Raw genomic sequence first — 18,755 nt, forward strand, 5'->3', positions numbered from 1 at the left:
TTGCAAGCGGTAGGTCGCGCCTTTGGCGCGACAGCTATTACAAGCTGTTGGTGCAAAGACTTGTTGAGTTAATGCTGAAACAGCCAAAGTCCGCTGTGTGCCAATACCAGACGTTTAGGGGGATTTGGGCAGCTCTTTCTTTGAAAAAAAACAGCGCCTGTTATGACTAGTTACATTTTTAGTATTGCGTGAGTAAGCCCAATATATAGAATCCTGTCATCACTAATTAAGCTGTAACCCACATGTTTTACAAATTTATTATAGCTGTTTCGTTGCTACTAACTTCTACGTTAAGTTTTGGACAAACACCTGATAAGAACGAGGAAACTATAAAAGTAGTAACTTTAGGTACTTTTCATTTTCAGTTTCCGAACCTTGATGTCGTGAAAGTGGAAGACGACGAGAAAATTGATGTTTTATCGAGCGAATACCAAAAACAACTCGAGGCTATCGCAGAGCAACTTGAGGGTTTTAATCCTACACATATTGTTGTCGAGCATAAGTTTGCAGAGCAAAAAAAGCTCACCGAGGAATACGAGGCCTACTTATCTATAAGAAATGCAGAACTCAATCAATTTCCCCGAAACGAGGTTTATCAACTCGGATTTAGGCTCGCCAAAAAGCTTGGACATAATTCGATATTTGCTGCCGATACATGGGGGCGAATGTATTCCACAGTTAGCGAAGTACTCAATGATGAGGCTAAAGTTGCTGAATTTGGTAAGTATTACAAAAGTAACCCAGATAGTGAGCTCAGATATAGCTCAGGAAAGCCATTGTACAAGTCACAAGGTATTGCGGCCGAATTACTTCGGCTGAATAGCGAAAAAAATATCAAAAAGTCACTTGGCAACTACTTGATTGGGCACTTTAAGTTTGAAGCTGAAGAAAATGACTACTTTGGTGCCGACTTTGAAACTGGCCGCTGGTTCAGTAGAAACCTTCGGATCTTCCGAAATATCCAACGATTGCCGGCCAAGCCCGGTGATAGAATTTTAGTGATCTTTGGTTCAGGGCATATGAACCTTTTGAACTTATTCTTTGATGCTTCCCCAGAGTATGAACGCGAGCACGTAGGAAACTATTTGAATACCCCCAAACAAGCAGAGGGCACTTCATTTACAAGAGATAGATGACTCTCTGTGCGCAGGTTTTGTAGTTGAGTTAATCACTCGAACGGTAGGAGCAATGTCTGCACTCACTAAGTTCCAGCATATCCATAAAACATCTTTATCCTTGTAGGCGGGCCGAGGGCCCACCTTTAATTGTAATCGATGTCCGGCTCAATTACGTTTAATCGCTATATTCGGCTACGCCCTTTGAGCATTATCTAGATGCCCAGAAATTCGGGTAAGAACGAGTGCCACTAAAACAATCAAAGCACCGATCCAAGATGTATCCATTAGCGACATGCCTGCAACGACGTGTCCGCCGAGCCATGCACCGATAGCTATACCGACATTAAACGCTGCGATATTAAGACCTGATGCAACATCTACCGCATTCGGTGTGTGCTTCTCTGCTAACTGAACCACATAGACTTGTAACCCAGGAACATTGCCGAAAGCGAAACCGCCCCATACCAGTATGGTCACCAATGCCGCCCAAGAGGCATGAGCGGTGAAATAAAAGGCACCGAGAATCAGGGCAAGGCCACCAAATATTAATGTCAGAGCCTTTACAGGACCTAACTTGTCTGCAAGTTTTCCTCCGTAAATGTTACCCACAGCTACAGAAGCGCCGTAAGCAAGAATCAGCAAACTAACAGCCCCAGCGCTGAAGCCCGATACGTCTTCTAAAATTGAGGCTAAATAGGTGAACGCGGTAAAGGTACCGCCATACCCGAGTGCAGTAATACTATAAACCAAGAGAAGTCTTGGATGTGTAAGTACCCTTAGTTGCTCGCCAAGTTTAGCGGGTTTAGCTTGTTTGAGATTTCTGGGGATAAGGGCTGCACTTCCTATCCACGCGATTACTCCTAACAAACTAACAACCAAGAACGTCGCTCTCCAACCAAATGTCTGGCCGATCCACGTACCAAGCGGAACACCTGTGACGAGCGCTACTGTAAGACCTGTAAACATAATAGCTATTGCACTTGCTTCCTTTTCTTTTGGTACAAGACTTGTTGCGATAGTCGAGCCAATCGAGAAAAATACGCCGTGAGCTAAGCCCGTTAGCAACCGTGCTGCTATTAAACTCTCATAAGACGGAGCTTGCCATGCAAGCAAATTTCCGCCGATGAATAAGGCCATCAACCAGAGTAAAACAGTCTTCCGGTTCAGTTTGCCCGTTAAAGCAGTGAGTACAGGCGCACCGACTGCAACTCCAACAGCATATAAACTTACCAGCAAGCCAGCTGATGGCAGAGAAACTCCGAGACTTTCTGCTATTGTTGGGACTAACCCAACAATCACAAATTCAGTGGTGCCGATCGCAAAGGCACTCAAAGTTAAAGCAAGTAATGCAATAGGCATTAGTTTTCCTCCTCAGTTTTTGATGAGGACTATTTTGAGACTTGCTTTTGAATGTAAAAACAGCAATATTTGAAAAATATTTTTGTTCTTTTTGCAATAAAGTGACTTATGAAAGCTAAATCTAGTGATATTGAAATTTTTCTTGCAGTCGCTAACTCGGGAAGTTTCAGCGAGGCCGCGCGGGTACTCGGTGTTGAAGTTGCCAAATGCTCTCGAGCAGTGAAACGGCTTGAAAGAAGTTTGGGAGAGAACTTATTCACAAGAACAACCCGGAAAATAGAACTAACAAGTGAGGGGAGAATATATATAGAGCACGCGCGCCCAGCTGTCGAAAAGTTAGAATATGCTGAGCAAAAACTTATCGAGGGAAAAACTAAGCCTTACGGCAAGCTTAGAGTAGATGCAGCGACTCCTTTCCTTATTCATCAAGTTGCACCTCACGTAAAAGGCTTTCGAGAATTGTATCCAGATATTCAACTTGAATTGACGGCGTCGGAAGGGTTTATTGATCTCATCGAGCGGAAAGTTGATTTAGCCATTCGCATTGGTTCACTAGAGGACTCCTCGTTAAACGCAACTCCGTTGGGATATTCCAAGCTTCATATGGTCGCGAGTCCGTCTTATTTAAAACGCAATGGAATACCGCGTGATAAGATTGCTTTGAATTCACATACTAAAATTGGCTTCATGCACAGCGAACGGCTCAATGTATGGCCTGTCGACGGGGGGCAGTTTTTTAAACCTGATATTGCAGTAACCAGCGGCGAGCTTATGCGTCAGCTGTCACTTGAAGGAAATGGGATTGCCTGCCTATCTAACTTTATGGTGGCCGACGATATTCGCGAAGGACGTTTGGTTAGGGTGTTAACGAACGAACAGCAACTTAACAACCCACGAGAAAGAGTCAATGCCGTTTACTATCGCAACACCAGCCTGTCTTCAAGAATCAAAGCCTTTTTAGATTACTTCAATACTAAATTTAGACTGTGATTGATTTAACGACCAGGGACAACTCGCAAACCTTATCTAGTTTCTTCCTATCATAGTTATCAACCATAAATCTTAAAGTGTCCGCTGTTCGCGGGACTTCCGGTTTGTGCCAATAGCGGACGTTAATGCCTTAAGAGCTCCTGTAATCCCCCTGTAATCCCCCCGAAAAATCGGAGCAGTTATAAGTAGAAAATTCCGTTAAACTAAAACGAAGGAGTTTTCTATGCGCAAATCACGATACACAGACAGTCAGATCTTAGCGATTCTGAAACAAAACGAGAACGGTGTACCCGTTCCAGAGCTATGCCGTGAATACAGCATTAGCTCAGCTTAATTTTATATATGGCGCGCTAAGTTTGGCGGCATGGAACCATCAATGATGAAGCGTTTAGAAGAGCTTGAGGACGAAAATAAACGTCTTAAAAAAATGTATGCCGAAGAGCGTAAAGCTGCAACGCTCAAAAAATTATTATTCCTTAGTCATCACGCTAATCCAGCTTACAGCTATTTAGCTGTTAATTGAGCATATATATTCTAGAATCATCAGAAATATCTTAAGATCCTAAAACATTCTAATCTGGTTATGGCTCGTCTGGCAAACTATCAGCATCAGGCATAGGGGTGTATTTGTATCCCGTCAATACCCAACCTCCATTTATATAAGTATAACTCCACGTTCTGGTCCCATCGGCTCTAGTCTGTGTGACTGTTTGCTTGTCACCCTCTTTTGGTGTTGGGTCAGGGTTTGGAATATCGTTAAACGTTTCAAAAGAATTTTCGGCTCCTATACTAGACTTACCTCCTCCCGTACAGAAATGCTTCTTACTTATCAAAGTATACGGTTCGTCAAGATCAAACGCGTTTGTGTTAATTGCTTCATACATTGCATCAATCAGCCCAGGACTAAGAGTTGGTGAGCCTTCTTCCTTTACCACTTGAGTATTGCAAACTGTTTTTGCAAAAGTAGAACTGGAAAAGAGCATAGATGAAACCACAAAGAATGATACATAAGTACCTAACTTGAAAACACCTGACAGCTTCAAACGTACTCGATGGTTTTTAATTGATAATACAAAATGATGAATATATTTAAGCATCTTAATAAAAAATTCCTTTTAATTTTTATTGTGAAAGTCTAACTCCACAATAAAAACCTAGCCGTAATTCACGCGTCCTGCAAGTTGCAAGACGCGTTAAATAAAACCTTGAAGATTAAATACATGAAGTCAATCGGCTTGTTTTTTGGTCTTTTGCTTTCCGTAGCGGCTTTAAAAGGTGCTTTGCAACAATCGCCATGTGATTATTAAGCTTACTCCCAGCACCTGTAGCCGTCGCTTGTGATGGAAGTGTCAACGGCGTGTGCGGCTTCCCAACCGAGCGAGAGTGGATACAGGGCATTTGATGTATCTTCGCGGTTAGTCAGTACGATAACCGATAGTCCTGTGTCGACATCTCTAATATAGGTTGTGCCAGAATAGCCACCGTGATTGAGGATTCGGCGCCCATTAACGACCAATACTTGCCAGCCACGAGCATACCCCCATGTATCGCATTGTTGACCGGTATCGAAACTACACGGTCTTTATTTCATTTTCATGTATATTTTTGAATGGTTTGTTGCGCGAGAGCTGTTCGCCCGTGCGCAGGATGCGCGGGTGGGGCGGTTGGTATCTGCCCGTGCGCAAAATGCGCACGCTACACGGGTGTGGTAGGTTCGGGGCGTGGTAGGTCGCGCCTTTGGCGCGACATCGATATCACCCTTTTATAAAATGTATCTTGCTCTCCTCCGGACTCCCTTTGTCATCGTAACCACAAATAATATAGCCCTGCGAAATTAATAACTGCAGCATTGCCGGGAATCTATTCATCGACTTCACCCGAATCGATTTAAACCCTCTATTCTTTACCCACGCCTCTTGCTGCTTAAGCAACTGCTTGGCAATACYAYRACCGCGATAACTCGGATGAACCGCGCCCAGCCAGCTATAAAACTCAGTATCCGAAAGCGCATACCCCAGCTTATAACCCACCTTTTTTGCGCCCTCTAACGCCACCAAAATCAGCGCCTCCTTGCCTGCCAACCGCTGCTCAATTTTCTCCTTGGAGTTTTTATTATCAAACTCAGGTATCGCAGCATCGATTTCAATAATATCGGCAACAGTGCCTTGGGTATATGTGATGTTCATTTGGGTGTCACTTTCCCTTTTGGAGTAGGGAGTTACTGTACTGTGAGTAATCCTCCAAGACCATTCAGTCTGATTTTTTCTTTTGTTTGAAAGGTGTTTTATCGAACAAAAGAAAATAGGACACAAACACCGAGACGATGGCTAGAGCCGTTAGTAATACAATTTCGAACATAAGAGGGGATCCTTTCAGTTATTGCTTTTAATGGTGTTTTTAATGCATCCAACTTTACTATGATATTGACCTTAAACAGTTAAGGTAACCCGGTCAATGATGGAGTGCCTAGTCTAGTTGGCGTGCTTTGGGTGCGCGTGTTTTGGTAGGAAGGGCAGACGGAGACTGTTGGGAGCTGTATGTGCGACGACTTGCTGAGTCAAGGATGTAACAGCCAGAATCCGCTGGGTGCCAGGAGCCGGCGTTAATGCCTTAAGAGATCCCAGAAGAGTCTCGCTTATTTGGCAGAACTGAGTCTAAGCTGCATGGCTGGTTAGCTTGAGTGAGTTGTTAGGGGTTACAGCCACTGGAATATAAATCCAGCAGTGGCAAGTGCAATCCCAACGTAAGAAAGGTACTTTGACCAGAGTACAGCATGAGTGCTAGTCGATGCTTTCTTGACGCCATCAATGCTGGGATAAAAATAGGCAAAAGGTGCCATGAGCAAGAAACCAAGTCCCTTTAATAAGTCTTCAGTGTGGAATGAGTATTTGTATAAATAATCTACTATGCCAACTATCCCCAAAAGCGCGAACACAAGGGCTAAAAAATAACTATGCTTTTCTAAAGCTGTTTTTGTCATAAAACCCTCCATGTAGATGTTTGTGTACCTTTAGTACGTTTGTAATTTCCTTTATTGCACTCAACCTACGGAAAATACTTAACTTTTTTCATTAAGGAATCGACATTAAACGACTTAAATACACAATACAACAGAAAGGCTAGAAGTGTAGTGTTCGCCATTAGAAATATTAACAAGCCCAAGGATCCGTTCATCGCTCATGACGGACAGTATCACCAAAGCACGCAACGTTTCTTTCACTTGCTCATTAATGCAATACACAAGTTCTTTAACTTGACCTGTCTATTGCTTCATAGTTTAAAGTCAAATATCTAGCTTAAACTTTGGTTGGTTTATGTATCGCATTTCAGAATTAGGCGAAATAGTGAGGCTTTCTCGCTCAGCGCTTCTATATTACGAAAAACTCGGTCTGATAAAGGGACAGCGTCAGCGAAATGGATACCGTGTCTATAGCGACGAAGACGCTCAACGCATTTGCCTTATTCAAAACCTGCAGGCAGGTGGACTAAGTTTGCAGGAGTGCAAAGCGTTCGTCGATAAAAAACTTGACCCTTGCGTGCTGGAGAAGCGTTACCAGCGGCTTAGTGATGACATCGAGCAAAAGCAACAAGCAAAAAGTTTATTGGCAGCTCTGTTAGGAAAGAGCAGCTCAAAATCGTGGCATCAGTCGTTAATGAGAATTGCGCCAGATGCCCACTTAAAATGGTTACAAACACAGGGCTACTCTGAAAAAGAGGCGCTCAGACTCAAATGGTTGTCTAAAGATATGAATGCACACGAACAATATATGCAAGATTTTTTTGAAGTATTTGACGGGTTAGAGCGTTGGGGGCCAGGTACTGATGAAGATACGTTGCATGCTCTTAAGATGCTACCCAGCAAACCACATAATTTACTAGAGATTGGTTGCGGGAAAGGAGCTGCCACATTAGTGCTAGCGAAAGCAATAGATGCTCAAATCACGGCAATTGATAATGAACCATCGGCATTAGATAGGTTAACTGAACAGTTAAGTGTCAACGGGTTAAAGGACCAAGTGTCGTTACTTAATATGAGCATGACCGATATCGCACTACCCGATGAGTCTTTCGACGCGATTTGGTGTGAGACATCGATTTACGTGATGGGAGTTGAGAAAGCGTTAGCATCCTGGAAGCGTCTGTTAAAGCCCGGTGGGTTCATGGTATTTAATGACTTAGTTTGGCTTGCCGACAAGCGCAGTGAAGCTGCTACTGAATTTTGGACGACCGAGTATCCGGACATGCAAACAATTGACACTCGCAAATCGCAAATTGAAAAGGCAGGCTACGAACTCATCGATACGTTTACTCTCGATGATAAGGGATGGCGTAACTATTATGAATCGCTGGAGCAGCGACTAGCTGAGTTAATGCCGGAACGACCAAAGTCAGAAGCATTTACTGATATAGCGGCTGAAATTGCTATCTACAAAAACTATTTGGCAGAGTTTGGCTATCAATTTTTTATCGTCAAAAAAGCTAAATAGCCTGAGACTATTAGAAACTTTATGTAAACGTCCGCTGTGAGCGATGAGCAGACGTTGGATTGCTCTGCCCTGCCGCATGCTAAATAATAGCTCTAACCTCTGTGTTTTCAGCAAGAAAATGCGACTACTAATATCCGGCTTTATCAGATAGTAGCGACCTTTTTTGACCGCTATTTCACCTTTGCTCTGATAATTTCATTTGAAATTACACAAAGGAGCAATTCATGCGTCTACATAAAATTATTTATTGTTTGTTTTTACTAATCCCGACTTACTCGGTTGCGGCAGAAGAAGTAACTGTTATTTTTGAATCTGGGTTCGGTATCGACGGAGGAGTTTGGAACCCAGTCATCGAACAGCTACCGGCCAATATCAAAGTCATCAATCCAACTCGCCTTAGCCGGGCCTCTGCAAACACTCAGCCGACAACTATTCAGCAAGACGTTAGTTCATTAATAAAAAAGATTCAGCGTGAGAGTGAACAGCGTCAAGTTATTGTGGTAGGTCACTCCTACGGAGGTTTAATTGTGACCGAAGCTATGCGCGAGGCTAGCTCGCAGGTACTTGGCGTGGTGCTTATTGAACCAACAGTTAAAGTTCAACGCGTGCGTTATCGAAAACTGGATTCTGAGCGCGTCGCGCGCGATGACAAGGTGATGGCAAAATACATGCCCTCACATCTATTGCCGCACTATAAGGTGCTCATGCAAGAACTCGATAGCACTGATGATAACTTGATACCGTTACCTGCTGATCTGCGTGTGACACTTTATACTTCAACGCAGCTCCATCCTGAGCCAATGTTTATTGAGGAGACTGAAGTTGGCAAAGAATTATGGATGCAAATGCATAACGAGCTATTTAGTTTAATTCGGGCTGGTCAGCATATTCGTTCCGACAAATGGGGTCACTCGATTCATAGTGAGTATCCAGAAGAGATAGCGAATGCTATTTTGAATCTTGCCGCCGAAGGCTCATAATAAGAAAGTCTTTAAGAGGAGTACACCATGCCCAAAGAACGTTCAATTTTACTTATCGAGGATAACTTAGCGATTGCCAGACAGGTCGTCGAGTTTCTCGAAGGGTTGGGTTGGAACGTGGATTTTGCCTCCTCTGGACAGTTAGGAATAAAACTAGCATTAAACGCGCAATTTAACGTAATCTTACTTGATTTGAATCTTCCTGACACAGATGGCCTAGCCGTCTGTCAGGCTATCAAAGAACAAGCCCAACGCAATCAGCCCATATTAATGGTAACTGCGCGTGATGCCTTTGAAGATAAAGCCAAAGGCTTTGGTCATGGTGCCGATGATTACCTGACGAAACCATATGATTTACGTGAACTAGCACTGCGCTGCGAGGCGCTCTCTCGACGCCCCGAACTCCACCGGGACAGCTTATTAATCGAAGGTGGTTTGCGAGTCGATATGCGTGCGATGACCGCACACTGGCAGCAGACACCAATACCACTGAAGGGCATCGGCTTAAAGCTTTTGAGCGAGTTGCTCGTTGCCCATCCTTATCCAGTGAGTCGCTCCAACCTGATAAGTGCTATTTGGGGCGCAGATCCACCTGAAAGTAATGCATTGAAGTCCCATATCTATTCTTTGCGTAAGGTGTTAGAGCATGTGAGCGGGCGACAGCTTCTGTTTACCATCAGTAATGTGGGCTACCAACTCAAAGGACTGGATTAAGATGAAAGCTAATAGCATAAGAGCCAAGTTATTCATCTCATTTGGCGTTTTGGTTGTCATCATTAGCTTCGTCTACATGCGTCTGAGCTATCTCGCGATCACCACATCTGAAGCCGTTACAGCGTCAGTCTTGTTAGAGACTGACCCACCCGAAATGATAACGACAGTGTATTCCGAAGTAGACTTGCCAGCGTGCAACTCAACGTCTTTACTCCATGATACGAAGATAACTGTCTATGAATGCGTAGAGCAGACGGTTTATAGCTATCCAACCAAAGACGCGCAAGGTGTCCCAGTATGGAAACTGTTAGATGCAACTGAGGCCTTACCTTTTTCCAGGTTTAATGACGTGTTAAATTTATTTAACACGGGTTTGGCGCTGGTTGCTATCGTATTGGCTTTGCTTGCTACTTGGGTTATCGCGAACCGAATAGCTCAGCCTATTCGCAACCTGACGGAACAGGTTCTTCGGCAACGTGACAATGCTGACGCGTCGATTAAACGTTTATCTCGTGAGGACGAAATTGGCCAATTAGCGGATGCTTTTTATCACACCTACTCTGAATTGCAGAGCGCTTTGCAACGTGAAAAAGACTTTACGCGCGACGTTAGCCATGAATTGCGTACACCGATTACGTTAATCAAAAACACTCTGACACTCACTCGTGATGACGACCTACAACCTGACACGATGAAGCTTTTGCAGCAGGCAACGAGTGAACTCCAACAAACAATCAATGTGTTACTTGCTCTGGCTCGCAAGGAAAACCTCAACTTTACTGAATTGGTTTTTGTGCCGCTGCTTGAGGAGGCCATTTTAGGAGTTCATCGTGTGCACGCGGACCTTGTTTTTGACTGTCATGTCGATCTTCCACCCCAACTTAGAGTATACGGTAATCAACATTTAATCAGCTTGTTGTGTCAGAACCTGATAAGTAACGGTTTTTACCATGGCGATGCTAGCGGTCTCAAGATTCATCAAAGTGATGGTGGGGCGATTGTTTTTGAAAATAGTTTGGGGGAGTCCTCAGAGCGTCCTTACTATCAGGGCTTGGGTCACGGTCAGTATTTAGTTAAACGCATCGCTAAAGTTATGAACTGGAGCGTGAGTATCGAACAAACTAGCGATATTTATCGCGTCAAAATAACTCCCACTACGGTACTCGCGTAAGTTAATTGAAGCGCCGAGGTCAGGTGATACCACGGTCCGCTCGTGGCACAAAGCGGCCCTCATACCCCCACCCAAAACCAGACACCACACCACAAGCCTGATATTCTTCCCTGTAAATACACACTGCAATAAACGCCCTCAACAATAAACACGTTTTTAAGGAAGCATCATGAAGTTAGTTGGCTTGTGTTTTGGTCTGATATTTTCCGCAGCGGCTTTAGCTAGCCCCGATTTTGTGAAGGTTAAAGGGTACGCTCTCGAGTATGAGATAGCCGGAAAGGGCAATGAGATTATTCTGCTGGAGGCGGGTGGCAGTGCGGGTATGTCGGATTGGGAGCCGGTGTTTAAGCAAATGTCGGAGCACGCCAAAGTGATTCGCCATTCGCGGGTGGGTAATGGCCAATCAACTGCCATTAAACAGCACTTTACTTCTCGGGATTATGCCGACCATGCGAGTATTCTGTTGACCGAGCTCGATGTTAAACAGCCAGTTATATTTATCGCGCACTCGTACGGCGGGAGTGTTGCCCGAGACTTTGCGGCGGCTTATCCCGAGCAGATAAAAGCGTTGATGATGCTCGACCCGTCGTCTGAGCATGATGTGGATATTCTACGCGCTATCGATTTAGAAAAGGGCAATCAAGAAATTGCTGAAATAAAGCTCGCCGATATGAAAGGCGGCATGTCGAATCAATATTTGGACTTTTGGAGTAAGCGTCCGTTACCCGATTACCCCGAAATTAAGGATATTCCGGTCACGGTGATTGCTTCGGTGAGAACAATGGAGAACCCTCCCAACTTGTTTTTCACCGAGCAAGGTCGAAAAATGTGGGGTGAGTTATGGTAAGCCTGGGCGAATGCTTTCCCGCAGGGGAAGTCGGTTTTGACCGAAAAAAGTGGCCATTTTGTGCAGTTTGATGAGCCTGACTTAGTCATAAGCGAGCTGTTGGCATTGATGCAGCGGCTATAGAAGGCGCTGTGCAACAATCGTCACCCCGAATGCATGGGTTATTCAGCGTAGTAACCTTACTGGGTTACATTTGACAAAGTAACCGAATAGGGTTACTTGTGAGGATTTTCCGTGCGCCAGAGACGCACGCTACTATACAACTTGTGTTATTTTTTTATTAATCCTGATCCAAAACTGTTAAAAACGGATAACCCCTCTTGAACAATCGTTTAATTTGGAGGGTTTGATGGAAATTGTACAGTTTGGATCTAATGATATCGAAAATAAGCTGGCTTCGATGAACAAAGACCAGTTTGATGATGTGGCGTTTGGTGCTATACAACTGGACGAGAACGGCAAGATTATTAAATACAACGCAGCGGAAGGTGACATCACGGGTCGCGATCCTGAAGCGGTTGTTGGAAAGAACTTTTTTACTGACGTTGCACCTTGCACTAACAGTAAAGAATTCAAAGGTAAGTTTGACGAAGGTGTTAAAAACGGTGATTTAAACACCATGTTTGAGTATACCTTTGACTACGAAATGAAGCCGACCAAAGTGAAAGTGCATATGAAAAAAGCACTAACCGGCGATACTTACTGGGTTTTTGTTAAGCGCCTTTAATGAAGTGCTTATCACAAGACTCAATTATTGCCATCATCGGCGCGTTGATCGCCGATGAGTTGGCAACGTTACGCCCTTCGGATGAACAGCTTTGGAAAGGGCGTCAATGGCACCCCGATACGATGATTACTACGCGCTCGCGTGCGCGGGGCGAGAGCAATGAGGTAGAAGTCGATTCGTTCGAATGGATTTCGATTGCCAGCCGCGTGGTTGAGTTCTTCCAACTCGATAGCAGCGGAGTAGAGGATTATTTGCTGCGAGTTTCCAGTTTGGCACAATGGGCCGAGGTTGTTACCGCTAGTCGAACGCAGGGCAGTAAAGACATTACATTCTCGACTTCGGGCTCGACGGGCAAGGCAAAAAAGTGTGTTCAGCGTTGGGATAATCTCGTACTTGAGGCTGAATATTTCGCCCACTACTTCGCCAATATCGACGTACCCGTCACCCGAGTGATTAGTGCGGTTCCTCCGCACCATATTTATGGATTTATTTTTTCGGTTTTATTGCCAGAGATACTCGACGTGCCCGTGATGAGAGGGCTAAAGGCATTCTCTCTAACGCAGCGTCAGGCGTTGTCTGGGGGCGATTTGATTGTTGGCTTTCCAGGCTGGTATCAACAGTTGGCGCAGGCTCAGACTGAATTTGCTGAAGGCGTTAACGCGGTGTGTTCAAGCGGTCCCGTCGCTGTAGAGGTTTTACAACGCTTGCAGCAACACGGGTTAACTGAGGTGATTGAAGTATACGGTAGCAGTGAGACTTCTGGCTTGGGCGTTCGAGGGGAGCGCGGTGGCTGGTATGAACTATTACCGCGGTGGCAGAAAGAAGATGCCGAGCACCTCACCGATATTGCAATGCAAGCTGCAGTTGCGCTCCCCGATGAGGTCGATTGGCTGGATGAAAGTCACTTTAGGCCGCTGGCGCGTATCGATCATGCGGTTCAGGTAAATGGCTACAATGTTTATCCCAAGCGGGTTGCCGCTGCTATTGCTGAACATCGTCTGGTTAAAACGGCGCGGGTCAGGCTGCATGAGCACGATAGTGGCACCAGTTTGAAGGCGCTCATGGTGCCTAGCCAAGATGCCGACGCGATGCCGGTAGACGAGATTATTGCGCAGGTGCGTGAGGAGCTGATGAATCAACTTGCGCGTATTGAGGTTCCACGGACGTTTACGGTTGCCAGCCATGTGCCACTTAACGACATGGGCAAAGAGACTGACTGGGATCCGAACGCTGACTTAATAGGTTACCCAGTTAATGAAGGATAGCGTTGTATTTGATGGTTCTGACTTATCGCTCACTGATATTGTTGAATTGAGTCAGCAAAATAAGAAGGCGTTATTATCCAGTGATGCTGATTTTGTGCAGCGTATCGAGCGAGGTGCACGCCTTGTTGATAGCGTCTTAAGTAACGAAGGCGAGGTTTATGGCATTACAACCGGTTATGGCGATAGCGTGACGACTTCGGTGGCTGAGCATCAAGTTAACCAGTTACCGATTAATTTAACACGTTTTCATGGCTGTGGTTTGGGCGCCCACTTTTCGGCTGAAGAAACCCGCGCGATACTTGCCGTTCGACTCTGTTCGTTATGCCGTGGCTACTCGGGGGTGAGCTATGCGTTGCTTGAGCGTCTCACGCTGATGCTTAACGAGAACATGTTACCGATGATTCCTGAAGAGGGCAGCGTGGGTGCGAGTGGCGACCTCACGCCATTGTCTTATATTGCGGGTGCCTTGATTGGTGAGCGTGATGTGCTGTTTAACGGCGAGGTCATGAACAGTGCAAAGGCCTTTGATGCGTTGGGACTGGACACTTATCAGTTACGTCCGAAAGAGGCACTTGCGCTGATGAATGGTACGGCTGTGATGACCGCGTTAGCGTGTTTAACGTTCGCGCGTGCGGATTATCTTACGTCTATTTCGAGTCGCATTACCAGCTTGATGACGGTGGCTGTGGCGGGTAACCCGTATCACTTTGATGCGGCGTTGCATGCGGTTAAACCTCATCAAGGCCAGCAGCAAGTTGCACGTTGGATTGCCGACGATTTGGGGGTCGAACAGGCTCTTAAACCTACGCAGACACGGCTTCAGGATAGATACTCTCTGCGCTGTGCTCCTCATATCATTGGTGTAGTGAGAGATTGCCTACCCTTTTTGAAGCAGACTATCGATAATGAGTTAAACAGTGCCAACGATAACCCGATTGTGGATGTTGAGAATCAGCGTATTCATCATGGTGGGCACTTTTACGGCGGCCACATTGCCATGGCGATGGATACGCTTAAGACGCAGGTGGCGAATTTAGCGGATCTGCACGATCGGCAGATGGCGCTTTTGTTGGATACTAAGTCGAATAATGGATTGCCGCCTAATTTATCCGCCGCTCAGGGGGATGACTTGGAGATTAGTCATGGATTTAAAGCGGTGCAAATTGGTTGTTCGGCATGGACTGCGGAGGCATTGAAGTTAACGATGCCGGCGAGTGTGTTCTCGCGTTCTACGGAGTGTCATAACCAAGATAAGGTGAGTATGGGGACGATTGCTGCGCGTGATTGCCGTCGCGTTTTGGACTTAACGCAGCAGGTTGTTGCCGCGTCGCTGTTAGCCGCCACTCATGGTGTAAAGCTGCGCTGCTTGGTTTCGCCCAATACTGAGATTAAGCCACCGCTGCAGGATTATGTCGACAACATCGTGAGTGAGCATCCCTTGCTTGGGGAAGACCGTCCCCTCGAAAACGAACTCCGCGCTTTAACGCGATGGGTAGGTCGCGCCGGTGGCGCGACCTGAGAAGCTGTCCGTGCGCGACAATGGATTTGCCCGTGCTTATTCTGATTTATTAGCCATTTTTTGAAGGTTTTCGTGGATTTTAAATAACACGATAAGCAATTCGCACCAGATCCTCGCACCAATAGCACCGAAAATAATGATACCTAATCCGGCGAAAAAGCCACCGCCATATTGGGTGAACATTGAACCTATACCGGAAATCAAACAGCCTAAAAGCATAAGCCAGTAGACAAACGTGATGATTTTGGGCGTTAGCATCGAGTTGAATACGAATATATTTTTCATCGTCAGTTCCTTTTGTAGTTATTTTGGCACCTAAAATTAGCATCAGTGCTTGAGTGAACCCTCTATTTATACCGAATTAACGTTTAATTTACAATAGGTTAATATTTTTGGCTTTTGTGGTAAGTTAAGCTCGATCATCGTGCGCAAACTGCGCACGCTACGTCGGGTAGGTCGCGCCTTTGGCGCGACACGCGATGCTGTGATGGGAAGGGAGCTGTTGTGTTAAAAAATAATCGCTACATAATTATTGTTGTCTTATGTGTTGTTATTCCCCTTTTAGAGAGCCTGAGTCCAGCAACGCTTTGGGGATTAAAGTTCGAATCACCGTTGGTGATGGCAAATCTCGGGAATATTATTCTCGTTCTTAAAATTGTGAGCGTTGCTACGGCCGCCTATTTGTTGTTTTATCAACAGCGAGCTATTGCTGATGCGTTTAACCGTAGCACTTTTAAAGTCACCTTCTTTAGTACGTTTTATATACTCGCGGCGCTGCAATTAGTGGTTTTATTTTGGGGGCTAGTGTCATTTTTAATATCACCCTCGAATGATTTTTTTCATTACGAAAAAACGATAGATGATCAAACATTTTACGTTCACAACGCTGACTCCGGCGCATTGGGCGGCGAGTTACATGTTTATTTGAAGTGCCCATTAGCACTGAACCGCTATAAATTAGAGCCAATAGGATCGGTGGAGTGGCTCAAAAACTTTGATCTGACGGTCGTCGACAACACTGTGGTGCTCAGTTCGAGTGACACCCCTGACGGCGTCGAGCAAGTTTACAAACTGCCAATAGGCGGCGCATCGTGCGGTAAGTAGCGCATCCTGCGGTAAGTCGCGCATCCTGCGCGACGTGGGATATCGCCCGTGCGGTAGGTCGCGCATTCTGCGCGACAATGGATCTGTCCGTGCGCACAATGCGCACGCTACGTCGGTGCGGTAGGTCGCGCATTCTGCGCGACAATGGATCTGTCCGTGCGCACGATGCGCACGCTACGTCGGTGCGGTAGGTCGCGCATTCTGCGCGACGATGGATGCACCCGTGCGCACAATGCGCACGTTACGTTGATGTGGGAGATATAAATGGATAAACATCAAGGTTCTTGTTTATGTGGGGCCGTGAAATTCGAGGTCCAAGGCGCGTTTGATAGCTTTTACTTGTGCCATTGTCAGCACTGCCAAAAAGATAGTGGCTCGGCGCATGCTGCTAATTTGTTCTCTCAATCGGCTCGTCTTTTTTGGCATTCTGGCGCCGACGCAGTCACCTCTTTCACATTAACCGGTACGCGGCATCATAAAAGCTTTTGTAAGCACTGCGGATCGGCCGTGCCGAACACACAAATCGCGGGTTTGCTCGTGGTTCCAGCCGGTAGCCTAGACACAGATCTCGATATCCGTCCGACCGCACATATTTTCTCATCCAGCCGCGCGCATTGGGATAAGCCCAACTTCGAAATCCCCGTGTTCGACCGATTACCCCGGTAGGTCGCGCCTTTGGCGCGACGGTCGATACCGCCCGTGCGCATAATGCGCACGCTACGGTGATGTTGAACGTTTAACCCGACGTAGGTCGCGCCTTTGGCGCGACAATGGATTTCCCCGTGCGCAAGATGCGCACGTTACCTCTTTTGCTTGCTACGCATGACCAAAAGCTGCCATGCGGCATAACCTGTGACGAGGGCGAAAACTAGTTTCTTACCTAAATAGACCCAGTCAAAATCGGTGTTTGACCAAAACAAGAAAAGCGTAATGTCCACAATATTTATCAAGCAAACTATTGAGGCGAGAATAGCGAATAAAAGAAGGTACGACTCTTTAACAAAAGACACTGAGAAAGTCCTTATTTTTTATAGTTGTTTTTATTACGGTAATTGTTCTGGTATTAAAAAACAAACCGGCGTTTTGAAGCTTGCGCCAGAGGCTGCGGTAGGTCGCGCATTCTGCACGATAATGGATATCGCCCGTGCGCAAGATGCGCACGCTACTGCGGTGTAAGGGGTGATAAAAATATTAAAACTATGTTAAGATTGTGGTTTTTATTTTGGGGGATCTGACATGTTTCGTTGGTTTTTAATTATTTCAGCCTTGCTTATCACTCCTCGTGCATTCGCTATTGATGAATACTCGACTGCATCTGAGGCGGAAAAAAAGTTGATCAAGCAAATTGTAAAAGTCTTGGAAATTGAACCGAGTGTAGAAGTCGAGAAGAAGATTTATGGTCGAATCGATTATATTTTTAAAACCGAAAATTGGAATTCATACTGGTTAGGCTACAATGACTTAGCCTCATCTAAAATCAAAAGTCCAAACGTGTCATTTGTTGAGCAATATGTAAACACGAGTGATTTAGGCACTTTTATCATCAGTTTTATGTATGACAAGCAGGTGAACCAAATTTTGGTTACTTCCAAGCAAATTCGCTACGGCGAAAAGGACGCTGCCCTAAAAGCATTTAAAAAGATTAAAGACGACACAGAGAATTATTCAGTTATTCATGAGTCTGAAAATTATGCGTTGATGCAGGAGACTGGACAGGTTAGCTACTCTAATTTTCATGTAGGCAGTAAGGCCGCAACAGTTGTCTATATCGAACAAGGCATTATAGAGCTGTAGATCGCGCCTTGAGTGCGACACGTAGATAAGATCGTGCGGGCAAGGCGCACGCTACTCAAAAGGTTCTGTTTTGCTTTACATGATTATTGTCTTGATCTGCATTTTTCTTCCCCTCTTCGAAACCATCGAAGACAGCGGACCCCTTTGGGGGATGAATTACGATTCGCCGCTGTTCATGGCATATGTAGGGGATGTAGTACGCATCATTAAGTTGATAATTGTTGGCTTTGGTATTTATATATTGGCCACGAAAGGTAAGACAATTCTTCAGTGTTCGCCGGCTAGATACCGCGGCTTTAAGTTTATCGTTAGTGCTTACATACTGGCGATTGGGCTGTTCTTAGTGCTTTTTGGTGGTAATTTATACTATGGAGTGGCGACTGATAATGAGCCCCACCATTACGAAAAAGTCATAGATAAGCACTCTTATTACGTATTTACGCCTTATGGAAAACCAGACCCCGACGCTAAACAAGTTATTTACTTAAAGTGCGCGCTTGCATTAAATCGTTATGAGTTAAAAAAGATAGGCGAAATTGAACCGTTGAAAGACTTTAATCTAGAGGTACAAAACCACAACCTGATTATGAGTTCCGTCTATCGCTATGGCAGTGTTACCAGAGGTTATAAACTCCCTTTAGATGGGATTAGCTGTTCGTAGGTCGCGCCTTTGGCGCGAC

19 protein-coding genes and 3 pseudogenes are annotated in these 18,755 nt (G+C 45.4%); 16 read left to right on the plus strand and 6 right to left on the minus strand.

Annotation, left to right across the window (positions count from 1 at the left end; all coding sequences use genetic code 11):
* The first annotated feature begins 242 nt into the window (after positions 1–242).
* On the plus strand, positions 243–1,136 hold the full coding sequence (locus BFR57_RS07550) for a DUF5694 domain-containing protein (RefSeq protein WP_071463386.1): 894 nt from the start codon (positions 243–245) through the stop codon (positions 1,134–1,136).
* Positions 1,137–1,310: 174 nt separating this feature from the next.
* Here the strand turns inward: BFR57_RS07550 and BFR57_RS07555 are convergent, their stop codons facing one another.
* Complete coding sequence (locus tag BFR57_RS07555) at positions 1,311–2,477, minus strand: MFS transporter (protein ID WP_071463387.1); 1,167 nt, start codon at positions 2,475–2,477, stop codon at positions 1,311–1,313.
* 108 nt (positions 2,478–2,585) lie between these two features.
* Here BFR57_RS07555 and BFR57_RS07560 point away from each other — a divergent pair, with 108 nt between their 5' ends.
* Entirely contained in the window at positions 2,586–3,467 is an 882-nt protein-coding gene (locus BFR57_RS07560; protein WP_071463388.1) for a LysR substrate-binding domain-containing protein, read from the plus strand.
* A 223-nt stretch (positions 3,468–3,690) separates the two neighbouring features.
* A pseudogene (locus BFR57_RS07565) lies at positions 3,691–3,912 on the plus strand (transposase); the annotation flags it as partial.
* Between the two features lie 136 nt (positions 3,913–4,048).
* On the opposite strand, the gene BFR57_RS07570 reads toward BFR57_RS07565, so the two are convergent.
* The 4 genes and pseudogenes from BFR57_RS07570 to BFR57_RS07580 all read right to left on the minus strand — a co-directional run bounded on the left by BFR57_RS07570 (position 4,049) and on the right by BFR57_RS07580 (position 6,447).
* On the minus strand, positions 4,049–4,564 hold the full coding sequence (locus tag BFR57_RS07570; protein ID WP_071463389.1) for a hypothetical protein: 516 nt from the start codon (positions 4,562–4,564) through the stop codon (positions 4,049–4,051).
* Between the two features lie 212 nt (positions 4,565–4,776).
* Positions 4,777–5,007 (minus strand): annotated as a pseudogene (locus BFR57_RS12980) (hypothetical protein); the annotation flags it as partial.
* Positions 5,008–5,221: 214 nt separating this feature from the next.
* Entirely contained in the window at positions 5,222–5,653 is a 432-nt protein-coding gene (locus BFR57_RS07575; RefSeq protein ID WP_071463390.1) for a GNAT family N-acetyltransferase, read from the minus strand.
* 509 nt (positions 5,654–6,162) lie between these two features.
* On the minus strand, positions 6,163–6,447 hold the full coding sequence (locus BFR57_RS07580) for a hypothetical protein (protein WP_071463391.1): 285 nt from the start codon (positions 6,445–6,447) through the stop codon (positions 6,163–6,165).
* A 334-nt stretch (positions 6,448–6,781) separates the two neighbouring features.
* On the opposite strand from BFR57_RS07580, the gene BFR57_RS07585 reads away from it, so the two are divergent.
* The 8 genes and pseudogenes from BFR57_RS07585 to hutH all read left to right on the plus strand — a co-directional run bounded on the left by BFR57_RS07585 (position 6,782) and on the right by hutH (position 15,177).
* Positions 6,782–7,954 (plus strand): methyltransferase domain-containing protein, encoded by a 1,173-nt coding sequence (locus tag BFR57_RS07585; protein ID WP_071463392.1) that lies wholly within the window; start codon positions 6,782–6,784, stop codon positions 7,952–7,954.
* A gap of 224 nt (positions 7,955–8,178) precedes the next feature.
* Entirely contained in the window at positions 8,179–8,934 is a 756-nt protein-coding gene (locus BFR57_RS07590) for an alpha/beta hydrolase (protein WP_071463393.1), read from the plus strand.
* A gap of 27 nt (positions 8,935–8,961) precedes the next feature.
* Positions 8,962–9,648 carry a response regulator transcription factor gene (locus tag BFR57_RS07595; protein WP_071463394.1) on the plus strand — a complete coding sequence of 229 codons (687 nt, stop codon included), beginning with the start codon at positions 8,962–8,964 and terminating at the stop codon, positions 9,646–9,648.
* A 1-nt stretch (position 9,649) separates the two neighbouring features.
* Entirely contained in the window at positions 9,650–10,819 is a 1,170-nt protein-coding gene (locus BFR57_RS07600; protein ID WP_071463395.1) for a HAMP domain-containing sensor histidine kinase, read from the plus strand.
* A gap of 169 nt (positions 10,820–10,988) precedes the next feature.
* A pseudogene (locus BFR57_RS07605) lies at positions 10,989–11,789 on the plus strand (alpha/beta fold hydrolase).
* A 226-nt stretch (positions 11,790–12,015) separates the two neighbouring features.
* A complete protein-coding gene (pyp, locus tag BFR57_RS07610; RefSeq protein WP_071463396.1) occupies positions 12,016–12,393 on the plus strand; it encodes a photoactive yellow protein in 378 nt (125 codons plus the stop codon).
* Complete coding sequence (locus BFR57_RS07615) at positions 12,393–13,658, plus strand: AMP-binding protein (RefSeq protein WP_071463397.1); 1,266 nt, start codon at positions 12,393–12,395, stop codon at positions 13,656–13,658. Before pyp ends, BFR57_RS07615 begins: the two co-directional genes overlap by 1 nt.
* On the plus strand, positions 13,648–15,177 hold the full coding sequence (hutH, locus tag BFR57_RS07620) for a histidine ammonia-lyase (protein ID WP_071463398.1): 1,530 nt from the start codon (positions 13,648–13,650) through the stop codon (positions 15,175–15,177). Before BFR57_RS07615 ends, hutH begins: the two co-directional genes overlap by 11 nt.
* A 36-nt stretch (positions 15,178–15,213) precedes the next feature.
* On the opposite strand, the gene BFR57_RS07625 is transcribed toward hutH, so the two are convergent.
* Positions 15,214–15,462, minus strand: a complete 249-nt coding sequence (locus BFR57_RS07625) for a DUF4282 domain-containing protein (RefSeq protein WP_071463399.1) — start codon at positions 15,460–15,462, stop codon at positions 15,214–15,216.
* Positions 15,463–15,681: 219 nt separating this feature from the next.
* Here BFR57_RS07625 and BFR57_RS07630 point away from each other — a divergent pair, with 219 nt between their 5' ends.
* From BFR57_RS07630 to BFR57_RS07650, 5 genes are all read left to right on the plus strand, one after another.
* On the plus strand, positions 15,682–16,281 hold the full coding sequence (locus BFR57_RS07630; RefSeq protein ID WP_071463400.1) for a hypothetical protein: 600 nt from the start codon (positions 15,682–15,684) through the stop codon (positions 16,279–16,281).
* A 264-nt stretch (positions 16,282–16,545) separates the two neighbouring features.
* Positions 16,546–16,947 carry a GFA family protein gene (locus BFR57_RS07635; RefSeq protein ID WP_071463401.1) on the plus strand — a complete coding sequence of 134 codons (402 nt, stop codon included), beginning with the start codon at positions 16,546–16,548 and terminating at the stop codon, positions 16,945–16,947.
* Positions 16,948–17,211: 264 nt separating this feature from the next.
* Positions 17,212–17,457 carry a hypothetical protein gene (locus BFR57_RS07640; protein WP_071463402.1) on the plus strand — a complete coding sequence of 82 codons (246 nt, stop codon included), beginning with the start codon at positions 17,212–17,214 and terminating at the stop codon, positions 17,455–17,457.
* A 60-nt stretch (positions 17,458–17,517) separates the two neighbouring features.
* Positions 17,518–18,075 carry a hypothetical protein gene (locus tag BFR57_RS07645; protein WP_071463403.1) on the plus strand — a complete coding sequence of 186 codons (558 nt, stop codon included), beginning with the start codon at positions 17,518–17,520 and terminating at the stop codon, positions 18,073–18,075.
* 79 nt (positions 18,076–18,154) lie between these two features.
* Entirely contained in the window at positions 18,155–18,736 is a 582-nt protein-coding gene (locus BFR57_RS07650) for a hypothetical protein (RefSeq protein ID WP_071463404.1), read from the plus strand.
* The last annotated feature ends 19 nt before the right edge of the window (positions 18,737–18,755 follow it).

The organism is Idiomarina sp. MD25a (assembly GCF_001870515.1).
GTDB lineage: Bacteria > Pseudomonadota > Gammaproteobacteria > Enterobacterales > Alteromonadaceae > Idiomarina.